Source organism: Methylobacterium sp. 37f (assembly GCF_023093475.1).
Taxonomy (GTDB): Bacteria; Pseudomonadota; Alphaproteobacteria; order Rhizobiales; family Beijerinckiaceae; genus Methylobacterium.
Window position 1 is genome coordinate 243,602 of the sequence record NZ_JAGHKN010000001.1, and the last position, 15,920, is coordinate 259,521.

Sequence of the window (15,920 nt, forward strand, 5' to 3'; positions counted from 1 at the left end):
CGATTGTTCGTGAGTCGCTGGCGGCCTGATGTTTATCTTACATGTCGCCCTGCAAGGCTGCCTGCGCGGCGGCGGTGTCGTGTTCGGCCTGACCGCCGACACGGGAGGCCACATTCGCTATCTGCTGGATCTGGTAGCGGCCTCGTCCCAGGACATAGGCCTCGATCGGATCGTGATGGCGACGCGCCTGTTCGAGGGCGCGCACGGCCCTGATTACGCCGTGCCCGAAGAGCCGATCTCCGACAAGGTCACGCTCGTGCGGCTCGCGAGCGCGTCACCGGATTACCGCGCGAAAGAGGACATGCACGCGGAGGTCACCAGCTTCGCGCGCAGCCTCATGGCCTGGATCGCCCTTCAGCCGCGCGCGCCCGACATGATCCACGCCCACTACGCCGACGCCGCGTCCGTCGCCGCGATCGTCGAGGCCGAGTGCGGCATTCCCTTCGTGTTCACGGCCCACTCCCTGGGCCGGGTCAAGGCCACCATGCTGGGTTCGGGCGCCGAGGATGACCCGGACCTCGCCCGCCGGATCGGCGCCGAGGAAGACGCGCTGGCGCGCGCGCGCCTCGTCATCGCCTCCTCCCGCGATGAGGCCGAGGTGCAGTATGCCGGATATGCGGCTTACGATCCCGGCCGCATCCGCGTCCTGCCGCCGGGCAGCGACTTGGCCCGCTTCGCGGCGGCCGAGCCTCTGCCACGCGTGGACGCCACCATCGATCGCTTCCTGCGCGACCCGGGCAAGCCCACCCTCCTGGCTCTGGCCCGGCCGGTGGCGCGCAAGAACCTCGGCGCCCTGGTGCGGGCCTACGGCGAGAGCCCGATCCTTCAGGCCCGGGCCAACCTGGTGCTGATGGCCGGGACGCGCGAGGACATCGACGCTCTCGACGGCGACATGGCCGACACCATGCGGGAGATCCTGATGCTGATCGACCGCTACGATCTCTACGGCCGCGTGGCTTATCCGAAGACCCACGGTCCGGAGGACGTGCCGGCGATCTATGCCTCTGCGCGCGCGCGGGGAGGCCTCTTCGTCAACCCTGCCCTCAACGAACCCTTCGGCCTGACGCTACTGGAGGCCTCGGCGTCCGGGCTACCTTTGGTCGCCACCGACAGCGGCGGCCCCAACGACATCGTCGAGACCTGTGGCAACGGACTTTTGGTCGATCCGCGCGCGCCCGACGCGATCGCGGCCGCCTGCCTGCGGCTCCTCGACGAGCCCGCCCTGTACGCACGCTGCGTGGCGGGCGGCGCCCGCGCCGCGGCCGCCTACGACTGGGATCAGCACGCCGCGCGCTACCACGCCCTGTTGCGGGCGCTGCTGGCACCCGAGCCGCCGCTGGCGGCGCCCCGCCAATTGCTGGTGTGCGATATCGACAACACGCTGGTGGGCTGCGCGGCGGCGCTCGGCATCTTCCGGCGTTGGCGCAGCCGGCAGGCGGGCCTGGCCTTCGGCGTCGCCACAGGTCGCTCCTTCCACAGCGCGATGGCGATCCTCGAACAGCAGGACAGTCCGCGACCGCAGGTGATGATCACCTCGGTGGGCTCGGAGATCTACCATCTCGACCCCAACGGCGTGACCTACACGGCCGATCTGGCCTGGCGCGCCGTCGTATCCGCCGGCTGGGAGCGTTCCGCGGTGGCGGCTGCGCTCGCCGGTCTCGACGGGCTGATGCCGCAGGGCTCCCTGGAGCAGCGCGGGCACAAGCTCAGCTATTTCGCGGATGCGGCAACCGTCCAGACCGTGCGCGCGACCCTGGCGCAGGCGGGATTGCGCGCCAACGTGATCCACAGCCATGGCCTCTACCTCGACGTCCTGCCGCAGGCGGCCTCGAAGGGCACGGCGGTCGGCCATGTCCGCGACCTCTACGGCCTGCCCGGGCGAGCCGTCTTCGTCGCCGGCGATTCCGGGAACGATGTCGAGATGCTGCGCGCTCAGTCCCAGGCGATCATCGTGGCGAATTACTCCGACGATCTGGCGAGCCACGCGGCCTTGAAGCATTCCTACGTGGCCCGCACCTCGCACGCCCGCGGCATCATCGAGGGCGTCGGCCATTTCCGCCGGATGTTGGCTGATGCCGGCTGATGCATCGGCGCCGCTCTCGCCGAGCGTACTCACGCTGGTTCGGGGCCGGCCCGACCGCCTGCGCAACCTCATGCGGGGCCTGGCCCGACAGACGGTGGCCCCGCGCGAACTGGTGATCGCCTGGATGCAGCCCGAGCCGGCCCCGGACCTGCCCGACCCGGGCTGTCCGGTCCGCCACCTCTTCGTCGCGGGCGAACCGATGCCGCTGGCCGCCGCCCGCAACCGTGCCGCCGAGGCGGCAGCCGGCGACCTGCTGCTTTTCCTCGACGTGGACTGCATTCCATCTCCCACCCTGGTGGACGCCTACCGGCACGCGGCAATGCAGGGCGAAGGCCTCTTTCTCGGCGAAGTCCTGTATCTGCCGCCGGGGCTGGACCTCGCGGCGGCGTCCGACGAAACAGCCTTGGCCCGCCTCGGCCAGGTACATCCGGCCCGGCCGGCGGTGCCGCCGGCGGGTCTGCGACGGGAGCCCGATCCCGGCCAGCTCTGGGGCCTGTCCTTCGCGCTGCCGGCACGGGCCTGGCAGGCGGTCGGGGGCATGGACGAGGCCTATGCGGGTTATGGCGGGGAGGAGACGGACCTCGCCGTCCGCCTGAATGCCAGAGGCCTGCCGATCTTCTGGGTTGCGGGAGCGCGCGCCTATCACCAGCACCATCCGGTCCACGTGCCGCCGCTCCAGCACTTCGAACCGATCCTCGCCAATGCCGCGCGCTTCCACCGGACTCACGGGCGCTGGTGCATGACCTACTGGCTCGGTCAGTTCCGGGCCGCCGGACTGATCGCCTGGGATATGGAGGCTCCCGCGATCCGGGTCATCCGGGTCCCGGACGCCGCCGAGATCGCCGCCGCCCTGCGGCCCGACGCCCTGTTCTCCTGACGATTTGCGAATCCCAAGCCATGAAGAAGCCCATCGCGTTCTTCGTCCATCACCAGGGACGGGGCCATGCCAACCGTACGATGGCGGTGGCGGCCGAGTTCTCCCGTGACCGGCCGGTCTCGGTGCTCACCGCCGGCCCGCAGCTGTTCGACGGGTTTTCCCGCGACATCGAGATCGTGGCTCTCCCGAACATGATCGGCGCCGGGGTGCCGACCGTGCGCCTCTATGCCGAGCCGACGCCGCAGGTGATGCATTGCGTACCGCTCGGGCTGACCGAGATGCGCCGGACCATGCGGCGCATCCTCGACCATCTCGACGAGCGCGACGTCGGCCTGTTCGTGGTCGACGTCTCGGCGGAGATCGCCCTGCTGTCGCGCATCGCCAGCGTGCCGGCGGTGCAGATCCGCATGCATGGCGACCGCTCCGACATCGGCCATGTCGGCGCCTACGAGGCCTGCGTCGGGATGTTGGCACCCTTCGACGAGCGTATGGAGCAGGACGACTACCCGGCCCATCTGCGCGCCAAGACCTTCTACAGCGGCGGCCTCTGCACCAGCGTCGACGGCGTACCGGGTCGGGCGGAAGCGAGGGCGAAGCTCGGCCTCGATCCGGAGCGTGAAATCGTCGTGGCGGTGACCGGCGGCGGCGGCAGCGGCACGCCCTACGCCCCCCTGACGGTGGCGGCCCGCGCGGTCCCGGACGCCCTCTGGTTCACCCTCGGGCCGACCCACCGCGAGGGCCACGAGACCGACTTCTCCAACCTGCGCGAACTCGGCTGGGTGCCTTCGGTGACCGACTACCTCGCCGCCGCCGACATCGTGGTGGCGTCGGCCGGTGACAACACCATCCACGAGGTGGCGCGCGTAGGCGGGCGCCTGATCGTGATGCCGGAATGGCGCTATTTCGGTGAGCAGACCCGCAAGGCCGAGGCCCTGGTCCGGCTTGGCGCCGCCGTTCAGGCCCCGGTCTGGCCCGGTGACCTGCAGGGCTGGCGCGACCTTCTCGCCCTGGCGCGCAGCCTCGACACGGGTCCCCTGCGCAGCCTCTACGCGCCGGACGCGGCCGCCCGCGCCGCCGGCTGGCTCGAGGGCCTGACCGACGACCTCTGGCGCGGGGCGACGGAGCGCCCGGCGCTCGATGTCGTCGCCGGCTGACCACGTCCCGTCACGCGCCTGCTTTTCTCGGCCCTCGAAATCTCCCGGAGTCAGACCGCCCCATGTCCACCGTTTCCGTCGTGACCCTGGCCAAGGGACGGCCCGCCCACCTGCGCAACCAGCTCCTGGGCCTGGAGCGCCAGACCCGGAAGCCCGTCGAGATCATCGTGGCGGTGATGCAGGACGCGCCGTACGACCTGCCCGAATTCGGCTTTCCGGTCCGCCAGATCCTGGTACCCGGCACGGAACTGCCCCTGGCGGCGGCCCGCAACCAGGGCGTCGCGGCGGCGGGGGGCGACGCCGTGGTCTTCCTCGATGTCGACTGCATTCCGGCCCCCGACCTGGTCGCCGACTATGCGCGGGGACTTGGCGAGCTCGACGGGCTGCTGATGGGCGAGGTCCTTCACCTGCCCGAGCGCGCCACCACGGGGGACTGGACCTATGAAACCCTCGCGGGCGTCGCCGAGCGCCACTCCGATCGACGCGGCCCCCCGGCCTCGGGCCTCGAGATCTGCCCGGATTACCGCTGCTTTTGGTCCCTCAACTTCGCCATCCGGCGCGCCACCTTCCTGGCCACCGGCGGCTTCGACGAGCGCTATACGGGCTACGGCGGCGAGGACACGGATTTCGGAAAGATCCTCGACCAGCGGGGCACCCCGATCGCCTGGATGAAGGGCGGACTAGCCTATCACCAGTACCATCCGCACCACATGCCTCCGGTCCACCACCTCGACAGCGTGGTGCGCAATGCGGAGCTGTTCGAGGCCAAGTGGGGATACCGCACGATGGGCCATTGGCTCTATGCGTTCAAGGTGATGGGCCTGATCGACGACACCCCCGATCGGCCGATCCGAATCCTGCGCCGCCCCGAAGCCGGCGATCTTGCGCTGACCGGCCAGCAGAGCCACCAGCCCTACAGCAACGCGGCCTCCGTCATCCGCTTCCTCGAAGCCCAAGGGGCGTCGCAAGAATCGTCGCAAGGGGCGACGCAGGCGCGCACCGCGTGAGGATCGCCCTCCTCGCCCATCTGCGCCATCCGGTGGCCCCGCCGTTCGCGGGCGGCATGGAAGCCCATGCCTGGGTCCTGGCCGAGGGATTGATGGCGCGTGGACACGAAGTCGTCCTGTTCGCCGCCGGGGACAGCGACCCGCGATTTACCATCGACCCGGTGATCCCGCTGCATCACGAGCGCAGTTTCCCCGGGCGCGAGCACCGGGCCGATTCCGGCCTCGTCGCCCATGTGGATGACGGCTACGCGGCAGCGTGCGACCGGATCGCGGCCGGCGGTTTCGACGTGCTGCACAACAATTCCCTGAGCCGACTGCCCCTGGAGCGCCGGCGCCTCGCCGCGGTGCCGACCGTGACGTCGCTCCACGTGCCCCCGTACGACGCCCTGCGCTGGTTCGTTCAGGACAGCCTCGTCCCCGGCCACCGGATCACCGTGACGTCGGAGGCTCATGGCAGGGCCTGGTGGCCCGATGCGCCGCCCGAAGGGGTGTCCGTTCTCCACAACGGCGTCGATCCGGCGGCCTGGCCCTATCGCGAGCGCGGCGACGGCAGCGCGGTCTGGTCCGGGCGCATCGCGCCGGTCAAAGGGCCGCATTGGGCGGTGGCGGCGGCCCGAGAGGCCGGCCTCCCCCTGACCCTGTTCGGCCCGATCGAGGATCGGGCGTATTGGGACGCACAGATCGCCCCACGGCTCGGCGGCCCTGTCCGCTACGGCGGCCACCTCGCCGGCGACGCCCTGGCCCGCGAGATCGGCCGCGCCTCGGTCTTCCTGTTCACGCCCTGCTGGGACGAACCCTTCGGCCTCGTGGCGATCGAGGCCATGGCCTGCGGCGTCCCCGTGGCGGGGATCGCTTGCGGCGCCGCCGAGGAGGTCGTCGGCGAGGCGGGATGCCTTGCGCCCCATGGCGACGGACCGGCGCTCGCCGGGGCGGTCGTAGCGGCCCTCGCAATCCCGCGCATGGTCCCGCACGCACGGGTCCTGCGCCTGTTCACCCGCGACCTCTGGCTGTCGCGCTGCGAAGCCCTCTACGCGCAGGCCAAGCGGGCGCCGCGCGGCTGACCCCCATCCCTCAGGCCCGATCCCCCCGATCGGCGCAACCTCCATCGCGAGCCGACCTCATGAGCCAACCCCCGACCACTCGCGACCGCCTCCTCGATGCCCTCTGGCACGGGCGCGACCCGTTCGCGAATCCACCGGACGACCTGCGCCCCCTCGACTTACAGGGCTGGCGCAGCGTCCATCCCTATCTCGACGCGGCGATCACCGAGTTCCGCCCCGCCGTGGTCGTGGAGATCGGCGTCTGGAAGGGGGCGAGCAGCCTGAATCTGGCCCGGACCATGGCGGCGCACGGCGTCGACGGAACGGTCATCGCGGTCGACACCTGGCTCGGCGCCGTCGACCATTGGGCCGACCCAGCGCTGTTCGGCGAACTCGTCACCGAGCATGGCTATCCGAGCCTGTACCGGACCTTCCTCGCCAACGTGCTGCGCGAAGGGCTGGCCGACCGCATCCTGCCGCTTCCGCTGGATTCCGTGAACGCGGCCGAGTTGCTGCGTCTGCGCGGCGTGGCGGCCGATGTGATCCATCTCGACGCCGGTCACGAGGAGGCGTCCGTGATGGCGGATCTCCGCGCGTGGTGGCCGGTTCTGCGCCCGGGAGGCCTCCTGATCGCCGACGATTACGACCGGCTCGGTGGGCGGTTCCCCGGTGTCACCCGTGCTGTCGACGCCTTCTGCACAGAGGTCCGCGTCCAAGGACCCTGGTCCCAGGAGGGCAAATGCAAACTGATCAAGGCAGCCTGAGGCGTCGGATCGAAGCGGCCCGGACGATATCGCGCCAGCGACGCGTCGCCCCTCGGTCCTCGATCCACGTCTCGGCCCCGTCGCGGGACTCTGCCGTCGTGACCGGGAGGACCCTGTTCTGCCAAGCCCACCGCTTGGCGGATTGGCGGCTTCAGGCGGATGCCTGCAACGTGGCGCAAGTGCCGGACCAACGCACGTAGGCGCGTTCGGACCGGGAGCGTCGTCACGGGATTCGATCTGACGGAACCAGTGCGTTGGCGGCGGCGGTAATGGGCGGTCCTACGCGCCCGAGATCGCCTTGCCGAATTCACCGATGCGGAAGTTGTCTGCCTCTCGTGGCAAGTTGATGTTTGCCCCCGTCGCGTCTCCGGGCTCGGATGGGACATCGCCGCCTATCGACGGCTGCGGAGCAACCCTGACCATTGCGTTGGCGATCTTCGGCACCACCGTCAGCCCCTCCCTGCTCTGGTTGCGAGCGGCTGATGACCTGCAGCACCCCGTACGGAGCGAGCACCGTCCCGGCATCGGGCAGGCTCTGGCAAAGCGCTCGGATAGCCACTCGGCTCGACCGCCCCGTGGCTCGGGAACGCGCCGATCTCAGGGATAAGGCCCCAAATCGGGGCGCTGAATCCCGGCCCTCCGATTGCCCTGCACAAGCCGTGTTACGAGCCCGCAGGCCTCAGAGAGGGAGAAGATCCGTCGACGTCGATATGGCCGGGTATCTCACCTCTGATCCGTAAAGCTCCGAGTGCCATCTGCAGCTTTGTATACCCGCCCCCGAGAAGATAGACCGAGATAAAGACCGAACTCCCGATCGATATCAAGCTTCCAAGCCTGACGACGGGATCGACTGCGAGCAGCAGGTCTCGCGAGATCACGATCGACATGGCCATCGTGACTGCCGCAGCGAGAGGCAAGACGGACTGCCGCAAAACTGTCGAGGTCGATATTTTCAGGAGGCGACACACGGCAACCATCATTGCCAAGCCGGTGGCGAGATTCGACAGACTTACCCCGATCACCGCTCCGAGAACGCCCCACTGTGATCCGACCAAGATCCCAACAACGACCCCAATCGTCGAAAAACATGAGATCTGAAACGGGATTTTCGCGTTCTCCAAGCCCAGGAGAGCCGCCTGCTGAACGACGTTGATGCAATTTCCGAACGCATAGATGATGAGCACCATCAGGATCGGCGCTGCACCTTCCCACTTCGAACCCAGAAAGAGCGCCACGATATCCGCTGAGACGAGGCCGATCCCACACAGCGCCGAGAGGCAAAAGGAGAAAACGAGGAACATCGAGGCCGTGTAGAGATTCACGAAATCCCGACGTTCCCTGACCGCGCGGGAAAACGCCGGCAGCAATGTCGTGTAAATCGGACCGACTACCAAGGACTCGGGGAGCCGGACGACTTGCATCGTAATGCTATAGAGGCCCAGGGCATATGCCCCATGCAGGAATCCGATCAGCAGGCTGTCGACGCTCTTCGTGATGACATTCATCGCAATCGAATTGAAGGCATAGAAAGCAAACTTGGCGTTCCTGGAAATAAACTCTTTATCGAGGGCAAGAACGACTTCGAATTTTCCGATAAACACGGCGATCGATAAGCGCGCGATAATCGAAACGGCTTGCTGAAGCACCAAGCTCTGAACGCCGGCACCATTCCAGGCCGCGACGATCGCCACCACGCCGCCGAGAACGACGCCCGCAACGTCGCCGATCGCAAAACCAAGCATCTTCCCTTCCCGCTGCAAGCGAGCGAAGGGCGCGCTGCAGACTGCGCCGAGCACCAGAACGATCGTACATTCTCGCAGAAGAACGCTCAGGCCCGGCTGGCCCATCCGCCGTTCGATCGCTTCGCTGCTGGCGAACAAGATGAGCGAGATAACGGCGCCACCGAGAATACTGATGAGAAGAACCGTCGTTTCCTGCGCTGGATTCTTCGACACGGATCGTACGAGGACAGGAGAGAATCCAAGATCCGCAGCGCAGGTGAGAGTGATGATCAGCGGAAAGACGAGATTGAAGAGCCCGTAATCTTCAGGTGACAGGAGCCGCGTCAGGACAGGAATGAGAGCAAAGGCCATCCCGAGTCGAAAAAGGTTGGATCCGACGAGCCAGATCGTCCCGAAAAATGTCGATTCGCGGTCCTGTGCCAAGGTCTCGATCCTAGCCTACTCGTCGGAGCAAAGTTCGTGCGGGTTCGGTTTGGACAATGATGAACCGCTAGGCCGGTGTTTCTGTCGGATCATTGGCCGTGGCGCAGGGGTCGCGACCTCCGCGGGACTTCTGTCATCGCGAACCGTGCGCCCGACGGAGACGCGAAGGGATTGCTGGCCTCGATCCGTTGTCGGCCGGAGAGATCGGGGGGAAGCGCCAGACGCTTCGCGCTGACGATATCGCATGCCGCTCAGCCCTGGCAGGACGAGCGCAAGCCCTTGCTGAGGATGCATGTCCCGCAGGCGGAGTTCTGAGCCAACAGCTTAGAGACGATCGACGCTCAAGGTGTTCGATGTTCCCTCGACCAGGACGACCCTCTGGGCGCCTTCGTGGGAACTGCTATCGTCCGATAGGGGAAGCGGCAGGGCTCGAATCGCGTCGCAAAGCTTCTGGACGCGCCGACTTTCTTCAGTGGAGGTGATCACGCCCCACTCACATGCCGCCTGTGGCGCAAGGACAAAGACTTCTTCTTCGCAGACCTTGGCTGCCGCCTCACGCATCCATTCGACCGCCCGCTTGAGCTGCGCGATCTTCGCACGTGCATCAATCAAGTCGAAGGTCTCGACAAGCAGAAATGTATGATTGATCTGCCCGTTCGCTTCACTGTATTCGCCCTGAAACAATGCCGATTCGGGCATGTGATCCTCCATCTGATTTAGTCATCGGAGAATGCACGAAGCGCCACAACTATGACAAGGCCGCCATTGGGGTTTGTTCCGATATTAAACTACGCAATGTCGGCTATGATTAATTCGCGCTTTCTTCCCAGCACTCGAAATCTGCGGTCGCAGTGTCGTTCGATTGCATCGAAAAGGGCATCGCGATGGCAGCTTCCGTGCGTCGGTCGAGCCCGCACCGGCTTCCAGATGTCGAGACATCGGGGCAGGACGTGCCATGTCTCGGGATCGTCGCGCCTGAGATCGCATCTGGATGGTGCCGGGACTCGAGTGCGAATGCCGGCGACGGGCTGCACCGCACCTCGGAGATGGCCGGACTTGTCGCGCCACCTCAATCCGTCATCGGCGACCATGACGGCGCCAACACCTACGGCGCGACGACGTCATGCCGTTCCTGGGTCGGCTCGGCTCATTCCTGCTGTCCTATGGCGGCCACCCACCCGAGCAGCCAGCGCGTCCTCCTCGGCGGGACGATCGTGCTCCCGCCGGCGATCCTGGAGCACGCCGCTCACGTCTCCTGGCTGTTCCGCGGCAAGGTCACCGCCGACGCGCTGGGCTACCATTGAGGGGCGTAATCATTACCCGTCACGATGCCGCGCGCTGCGTCGGCTGGTTCGTGGCGCTTCCGGCGGGCGGCATCGCCTGCCTCACGGCGGTTGCGCTGCCGCTGCGATGGCATCTCAAGGCGGTTTAACCGCGAGGGACGCGTTACGCCGGGTACTCCCGATCCCGGCTATGGTCGGGGCAACCCGCGACCACGCGTGCAGGATGCTGTCCGGCGTGGAGCGCAGGCAATCATGCGCAAACCTCGTCGCCCGGTTTGGATCATCACGGTTTCGTCGGGAACAAGGGGATGTGGAGCGGGTACCGGGAATCGAACCCGGGTATTCAGCTTGGAAGGCTGCTGCTCTACCATTGAGCTACACCCGCATCGATGACCAGACGAGCCGATCAGCGAGGTTCGAGACAGCCCGGATTGGGACTGGATCTCGACAGGTTTGGTGGGGGAAGTAGGACTCGAACCTACGAAGCTTACGCAGCGGATTTACAGTCCGCCCCCTTTGCCGCTCGGGACATTCCCCCAAACCGGCCGCCTTCCGGCGGCGCGCCGTCCTTATGATGACGGGTCGGGTCCGAGTCAACCGCGTCGCTCACGCGAAATGCGCGAGATCGCAGATCCGCATCTGCGCCCGTTCGGCCCCGCGCCAGGTATCGACCGACAGCGTGCCGGCGATATGGACCTCGCGGCCGAGTCCCGAGAGGATCGCCTGTCCGAGCGGGCCCTGCGCCGCCCGGAACGCGATGGCGCCGATGGCTTGGCCATCGCGGCTGCGCAGGCGGGCCCGGACGTGCCCGTTGCCCACGATGGCTGCATCGACGATGCGGTGGCGCGCCAGGACGAAGGTGGGTTCGGGCGCCGCCGAACCGAACGGCCCCGCCCGGTGGATCGTCCGGACCAGCTCGGCGGTCACGCCGCCCGCGCTCATCGCCCCGTCCACCAGCAGCGCCTCCACGGACCGGGCCTCCGCCACGGTAACGGCCAGGGCGCCGGCAAGATGGTCGCCGAAGCGGCTCACGTCGAAGCCCGGCAGGGTGACGCCCGCCGCCATGGTGTGGCCGCCGCCCTTGAGAGCCAAGCCGGCCTCCACCGCCGACCGCACGGCCTGACCGAGGTCGGCCCCGGCGATCGAGCGCCCGGAGCCGGTCGCGGTCCCGTCCGGGCGCAGGGCGAAGGCGAAGGCCGGGCGGCCGAAGCGCTCCTTGAGGCGGGCCGCGATCAGCCCGACGATGCCGGGATGCCAGTCGGCCGAGGCCGCGACCAGGACGGGCCGCTCCGGGTCGAGGCTCAGGGCATGATCCATCTCCGCCTCCGCGGCCGCGACGGCCTGAGCCTCTATGGCTTGGCGCTCGCGATTGAGCCGGTCGAGATCGGCGGCGATCCGGGCGGCCTCCGCCGGGTCGGCGGTGGTCAGCAGGGTTGCCCCGAGGGCAGCGTCGCCGATGCGCCCGCCGGCATTGATGCGCGGCCCGACGAGGTAGCCGAGATGCCAGGCCTCCGGCGGCTCGCTCAGGGACGCGGCATCGAGCAGGGCCGCGAGGCCGACCCGTCCGCGCGCCCGCATCACCTTGAGGCCCTGGACCACTAAGGCGCGGTTGAGGCCGGCGAGCGGAACCACGTCCGCCACCGTGGCGAGGGCGACGAGATCGAGGGATTCGGCGAGGTCGGGCAGCGAGCCGACAAGACCTTCCTGCCCGCGCAGGCGCCGGTTCAGCGCCACGAGGGTGAGGAAGACGACGCCGGCGGCGCAGAGGTGGCCGAGCCCCGACAGGTCGTCGAGGCGGTTCGGATTGACCAGGGCGCAGGCCGGCGGCAGTTGCTCGGGCGCGCCATGGTGGTCGAGCACAACGACGTCGAGGCCGAGCGCCGCGGCGGCTTCGAGGGGCGCGTGGCCGCTGGTCCCGCAATCGACCGTGACCAGCAGGGTGGCGCCGGCCGCGTGCAGAGCGGTGACGGCGGCGACGTTGGGGCCGTAGCCCTCGGTGATCCGGTCGGGGATGTGGATCTGGACGGTGAGGCCGAGGCCGCGCAGGTATCCGGCGAGCAAGGCGGCGCTGGCCGCACCGTCGACGTCGTAGTCGCCGAAGATCGCGACCCGCTCGCCGGCCATGACCGCGCGGGCGAGGCGGTCCGTCGCCGCCGGCATGTCGACCAGGCAGTCGGGGTCCGGCATCAGGTCGCGCAGGCGCGGGTGCAGGTGGGCCTCGGCCTCGGCCGGACGGATGCCGCGCCCGGCAAGGACGCGGGCGAGCATCTCCGGCAGGGCGTGCGCCTGCACCATGGTGGCGGCGTAGGCCTGGAGCGCCGGATCGGCGCAGCGGTCGCGCCAGGGCCGCCCGAGGACCGAGCGGGTGACGTCGAGGAACGCGCGGGGCGCGTCGAGGGCATGGGCGGCTGACACGGGCCGGAGCATAGCCGCAACCGGGCCGCACGGCTGCATCCGAAACGACAAAGGAGCCGGCGATCGCGCGCCGGCCCCTCGGTTTCGCGGGCGGGTCGTCCGACCCGCCGCGTTTCAGAGGTTCTTGAGGATCTGGTCGACCACCTTCTTGGCGTCGCCGAACAGCATCATGGTGTTGTCGCGGAAGAAGACCTCATTCTCGACGCCGGCATAGCCGGAGCCCATGCCACGCTTGATGAAGAGCACGGTCTTGGCCTTCTCCACGTCCAGGATCGGCATCCCGTAGATCGGCGAGGCCTTGTCGGTCTTGGCGGCCGGGTTGGTGACGTCGTTGGCGCCGATCACGAAGGCCACGTCGGCCTGCGGGAACTCGCCGTTGATGTCCTCGAGCTCGAAGACCTCGTCGTAGGGCACGTTCGCCTCGGCGAGCAGCACGTTCATGTGGCCGGGCATGCGACCCGCAACCGGGTGGATCGCGTATTTCACGTCCACGCCTTCCTTCTTGAGCATGTCGACCATCTCGCGAAGGCTGTGCTGGGCCTGGGCCACCGCCATGCCGTAGCCCGGCACGATGATGACGCGCTCGGCGTTCTTCATGATGTAGGCGGCGTCGTCGGCCGAGCCCTGCTTGACCGGACGGGTCTCCACCGCGCCGCCCGCGCCGGCCGCCGCGGCATCACCGCCGAAGCCGCCGAGGATCACGGAGATGAACGAGCGGTTCATCGCCTTGCACATGATGTAGGACAGGATCGCACCGGACGAGCCGACCAGCGCACCCGTGATGATGAGCGCGAGGTTGCCCAGGGTGAAGCCGATACCGGCTGCGGCCCAGCCCGAGTAGGAGTTCAGCATCGACACGACGACGGGCATGTCGGCGCCGCCGATCGGGATGATGAGCAGGCCGCCGAGCGCGAAGGACAGCAGCACGATCAGCCAGAAGACCGCCTTGCTTTCGTTGCCGATGAAGATCGCGATCAGCACCACCAGGGCGATGCCGAGGCCGATATTGATGAGGTGGCGCTGGGGTAGCATGATCGGCTTGCCCGACATGCGGCCGTCGAGCTTCAGGAACGCGATGACCGAGCCCGTGAAGGTGATGGCGCCGATGGCGACGCCGAGGGCCATCTCGAACAGCGACTCCTTGTGGATGTGGCCGTTCTCGAGGATGCCCACCGCCTGCGGTGCGTAGAGCGTCGCCGCCGCGCCCATCACGGCCGCGAGGCCGACGAGGGAGTGGAAGGCGGCCACGAGTTGCGGCATCGCCGTCATGGGCACGCGCTTGGCGATGATCGCGCCGGCACCGCCGCCGATGGCGAGGCCCAGGATGACGATGACCCATGCGCCGAGCCCGGCCGGCGGATGGCCGACCAGGGTGGTGAGCATGGCGAGACCCATGCCGATCATGCCGTACAGGTTGCCCTGCCGCGACGTGGTCGGGTGGGACAGGCCCCGCAGCGCCATGATGAACAGGACGCCGGAAACGATGTAGAGAAGGGATGAGACGTTCTGGGACATGTCTCAGGCCTTCTTCTTGTACATGCCGAGCATGCGCTGGGTGACGAGGAACCCGCCGAAGATGTTCACGCTGGCGAGGATGATGCCGACGAAGCCGAAGAAGCGGGCCCAGCCGGTGCCGTGCTCGATGTAGGGAACGCCGGCGGCCAGGAGCGCGCCGACGATGATCACCGAGGAGATCGCGTTGGTCACCGACATTAGCGGCGTGTGCAGGGCGGGCGTGACCGACCACACCACGTAGTAGCCGACCAGGATCGCCAGCACGAAGATCGCGAGCTGGAACACTGTCGGGTCGACGGCGCCGTGGGTCACGGCGCTGAGGCCGTGGCCGATGCCGTCTGCGTATTTCTGGGCCTGGAGCGCGTGCTGCTGCGCGATGTCGGCAGCGGTTCGGGCCGCGGCGGCGGCGGCGCGCGCCTGCTCGGCGGCCTGATCGGGGGGAAGCATAGCCATCGTATCCTCCGGCGGGATCAGGATTGGGTCTGGAACGAGGGGTGCGAGACCTGGCCGTCACGGGTCAGGTTCGTCGCCTTGACGAGTTCATCGTCCCATTTAACCGCCAGAGCCTTGGCGTCCTTGTCGACCAGGGTCTCGACGAAGGCATAGAGGTTGCGCGCGTAGAGGCTGGAGGCCGTCGCCGCGAGACGGCCGGCCACGTTGAGGTGGCCGACGATCTTCACCCCCTTGTCGGTCACCACGACTTCGCCGGGCTTGGCACCCTCGACGTTGCCGCCGCGCTCCACCGCCAGGTCGATCAGGACGGAGCCGGGCTTCATCGAGGCGACCATCGCCGCCGACACCAGCTGCGGGGCCGGACGCCCCGGAATCAGCGCCGTGGTGATGACGATGTCCTGCTTGGCGATGTGGGTGGTGACGAGGTCGGCCTGCTTCTTCTTGTACTCGGCCGACATCTCCTTGGCGTATCCGCCCGAGGTCTCGGCCTGCTTGAACTCCTCGTCCTCCACGGCGACGAACTTCGCGCCGAGGGATTCGACCTGCTCCTTGGTGGCCGGGCGCACGTCGGTGGCGGTGACCACCGCGCCCATCCGGCGCGCCGTGGCGATGGCCTGGAGACCGGCGACGCCGACGCCCATGACGAAGACGCGGGCGGCCGGCACGGTCCCGGCGGCGGTCATCATCATCGGCATGGCGCGGCCATACTCGGAGGCGCCGTCCACCACGGCGCGGTAGCCCGCGAGATTGGCCTGGGACGACAGCACGTCCATCACCTGCGCGCGGGTGATGCGGGGCATCAGCTCCATGGCGAAGGCATCGAGACCGGCTTCCGCCATGGCCCCGAGTTCGGCCTCGTGGCCGTACGGATCCATGATGGCGATGACCGTGGCGCCGCGCGGCAACAGGGCGATCTCCTCGGTCGAGGGACGACGCACCTTGAGCACGAGGTCGGCGGACCCGGCGGCTTCGGAGGCCGATCCGGCCACGGAGGCTCCGGCGGCCTCGTAGTCGGCGTCCGGCACGCCGGCCTTCAGGCCGGCGCCGGACTGGACGGTCACGTCGGCTCCGAGCCCGATGAATTTCTTGACCGTTTCTGGCACCGCCGCGACCCGCGGCTCCGCGGGATCGGTTTCGGACAATACAGCGATGCGCATGCAGGAG

14 protein-coding genes and 2 tRNA genes are annotated in these 15,920 nt (G+C 68.2%); 7 read left to right on the plus strand and 9 right to left on the minus strand.

What is annotated here, in order from left to right; genetic code table 11:
* Window positions 1-28: 28 nt before the first annotated feature.
* The 6 genes from J7U37_RS01180 to J7U37_RS01205 all read left to right on the plus strand — a co-directional run bounded on the left by J7U37_RS01180 (window position 29) and on the right by J7U37_RS01205 (window position 6,925).
* Window positions 29-2,083 (plus strand): HAD-IIB family hydrolase, encoded by a 2,055-nt coding sequence (locus tag J7U37_RS01180; RefSeq protein ID WP_247634561.1) that lies wholly within the window; start codon window positions 29-31, stop codon window positions 2,081-2,083.
* A complete protein-coding gene (locus tag J7U37_RS01185; RefSeq protein ID WP_247634562.1) occupies window positions 2,073-2,960 on the plus strand; it encodes a galactosyltransferase-related protein in 888 nt (295 codons plus the stop codon). The genes J7U37_RS01180 and J7U37_RS01185 overlap by 11 nt, the downstream gene beginning before the upstream one ends.
* A gap of 20 nt (window positions 2,961-2,980) precedes the next feature.
* Entirely contained in the window at window positions 2,981-4,114 is a 1,134-nt protein-coding gene (locus tag J7U37_RS01190; RefSeq protein ID WP_247634563.1) for a glycosyltransferase, read from the plus strand.
* A 62-nt stretch (window positions 4,115-4,176) separates the two neighbouring features.
* On the plus strand, window positions 4,177-5,121 hold the full coding sequence (locus J7U37_RS01195; protein ID WP_247634564.1) for a galactosyltransferase-related protein: 945 nt from the start codon (window positions 4,177-4,179) through the stop codon (window positions 5,119-5,121).
* Window positions 5,118-6,182: a glycosyltransferase gene (locus tag J7U37_RS01200; RefSeq protein WP_247634565.1), complete on the plus strand. Its 1,065-nt coding sequence runs from the start codon at window positions 5,118-5,120 to the stop codon at window positions 6,180-6,182. The genes J7U37_RS01195 and J7U37_RS01200 overlap by 4 nt, the downstream gene beginning before the upstream one ends.
* Before the next feature lie 59 nt (window positions 6,183-6,241).
* Window positions 6,242-6,925, plus strand: coding sequence for a class I SAM-dependent methyltransferase (locus J7U37_RS01205; protein ID WP_247634566.1), 684 nt, complete (start codon window positions 6,242-6,244; stop codon window positions 6,923-6,925).
* Window positions 6,926-7,204: 279 nt separating this feature from the next.
* Here J7U37_RS01205 and J7U37_RS01210 read toward each other — a convergent pair whose 3' ends face one another.
* From J7U37_RS01210 to J7U37_RS01220, 3 genes are all read right to left on the minus strand, one after another.
* Window positions 7,205-7,369 (minus strand): hypothetical protein, encoded by a 165-nt coding sequence (locus J7U37_RS01210; RefSeq protein ID WP_247634567.1) that lies wholly within the window; start codon window positions 7,367-7,369, stop codon window positions 7,205-7,207.
* A gap of 218 nt (window positions 7,370-7,587) precedes the next feature.
* Window positions 7,588-9,090, minus strand: a complete 1,503-nt coding sequence (locus J7U37_RS01215) for an oligosaccharide flippase family protein (protein ID WP_247634568.1) — start codon at window positions 9,088-9,090, stop codon at window positions 7,588-7,590.
* 324 nt (window positions 9,091-9,414) lie between these two features.
* Window positions 9,415-9,789: a hypothetical protein gene (locus J7U37_RS01220; RefSeq protein WP_247634569.1), complete on the minus strand. Its 375-nt coding sequence runs from the start codon at window positions 9,787-9,789 to the stop codon at window positions 9,415-9,417.
* A gap of 347 nt (window positions 9,790-10,136) precedes the next feature.
* On the opposite strand from J7U37_RS01220, the gene J7U37_RS01225 reads away from it, so the two are divergent.
* A complete protein-coding gene (locus J7U37_RS01225) occupies window positions 10,137-10,394 on the plus strand; it encodes a hypothetical protein (RefSeq protein ID WP_247634570.1) in 258 nt (85 codons plus the stop codon).
* A 290-nt stretch (window positions 10,395-10,684) separates the two neighbouring features.
* Here the strand turns inward: J7U37_RS01225 and J7U37_RS01230 are convergent.
* The 6 genes from J7U37_RS01230 to J7U37_RS01255 form a co-directional block, all read right to left on the minus strand.
* Window positions 10,685-10,758: transfer RNA gene (locus tag J7U37_RS01230), tRNA-Gly, on the minus strand.
* 69 nt (window positions 10,759-10,827) lie between these two features.
* Window positions 10,828-10,911 (minus strand) — tRNA-Tyr (locus J7U37_RS01235).
* 68 nt (window positions 10,912-10,979) lie between these two features.
* Window positions 10,980-12,800: a single-stranded-DNA-specific exonuclease RecJ gene (recJ, locus tag J7U37_RS01240; RefSeq protein WP_247634571.1), complete on the minus strand. Its 1,821-nt coding sequence runs from the start codon at window positions 12,798-12,800 to the stop codon at window positions 10,980-10,982.
* A 102-nt stretch (window positions 12,801-12,902) separates the two neighbouring features.
* A complete protein-coding gene (locus J7U37_RS01245; protein ID WP_056180830.1) occupies window positions 12,903-14,303 on the minus strand; it encodes an NAD(P)(+) transhydrogenase (Re/Si-specific) subunit beta in 1,401 nt (466 codons plus the stop codon).
* Window positions 14,304-14,306: 3 nt separating this feature from the next.
* Window positions 14,307-14,756 (minus strand): proton-translocating transhydrogenase family protein, encoded by a 450-nt coding sequence (locus tag J7U37_RS01250; protein ID WP_056180833.1) that lies wholly within the window; start codon window positions 14,754-14,756, stop codon window positions 14,307-14,309.
* 17 nt (window positions 14,757-14,773) lie between these two features.
* On the minus strand, window positions 14,774-15,913 hold the full coding sequence (locus J7U37_RS01255) for a Re/Si-specific NAD(P)(+) transhydrogenase subunit alpha (RefSeq protein ID WP_056481295.1): 1,140 nt from the start codon (window positions 15,911-15,913) through the stop codon (window positions 14,774-14,776).
* Between the last annotated feature and the right edge of the window lie 7 nt (window positions 15,914-15,920).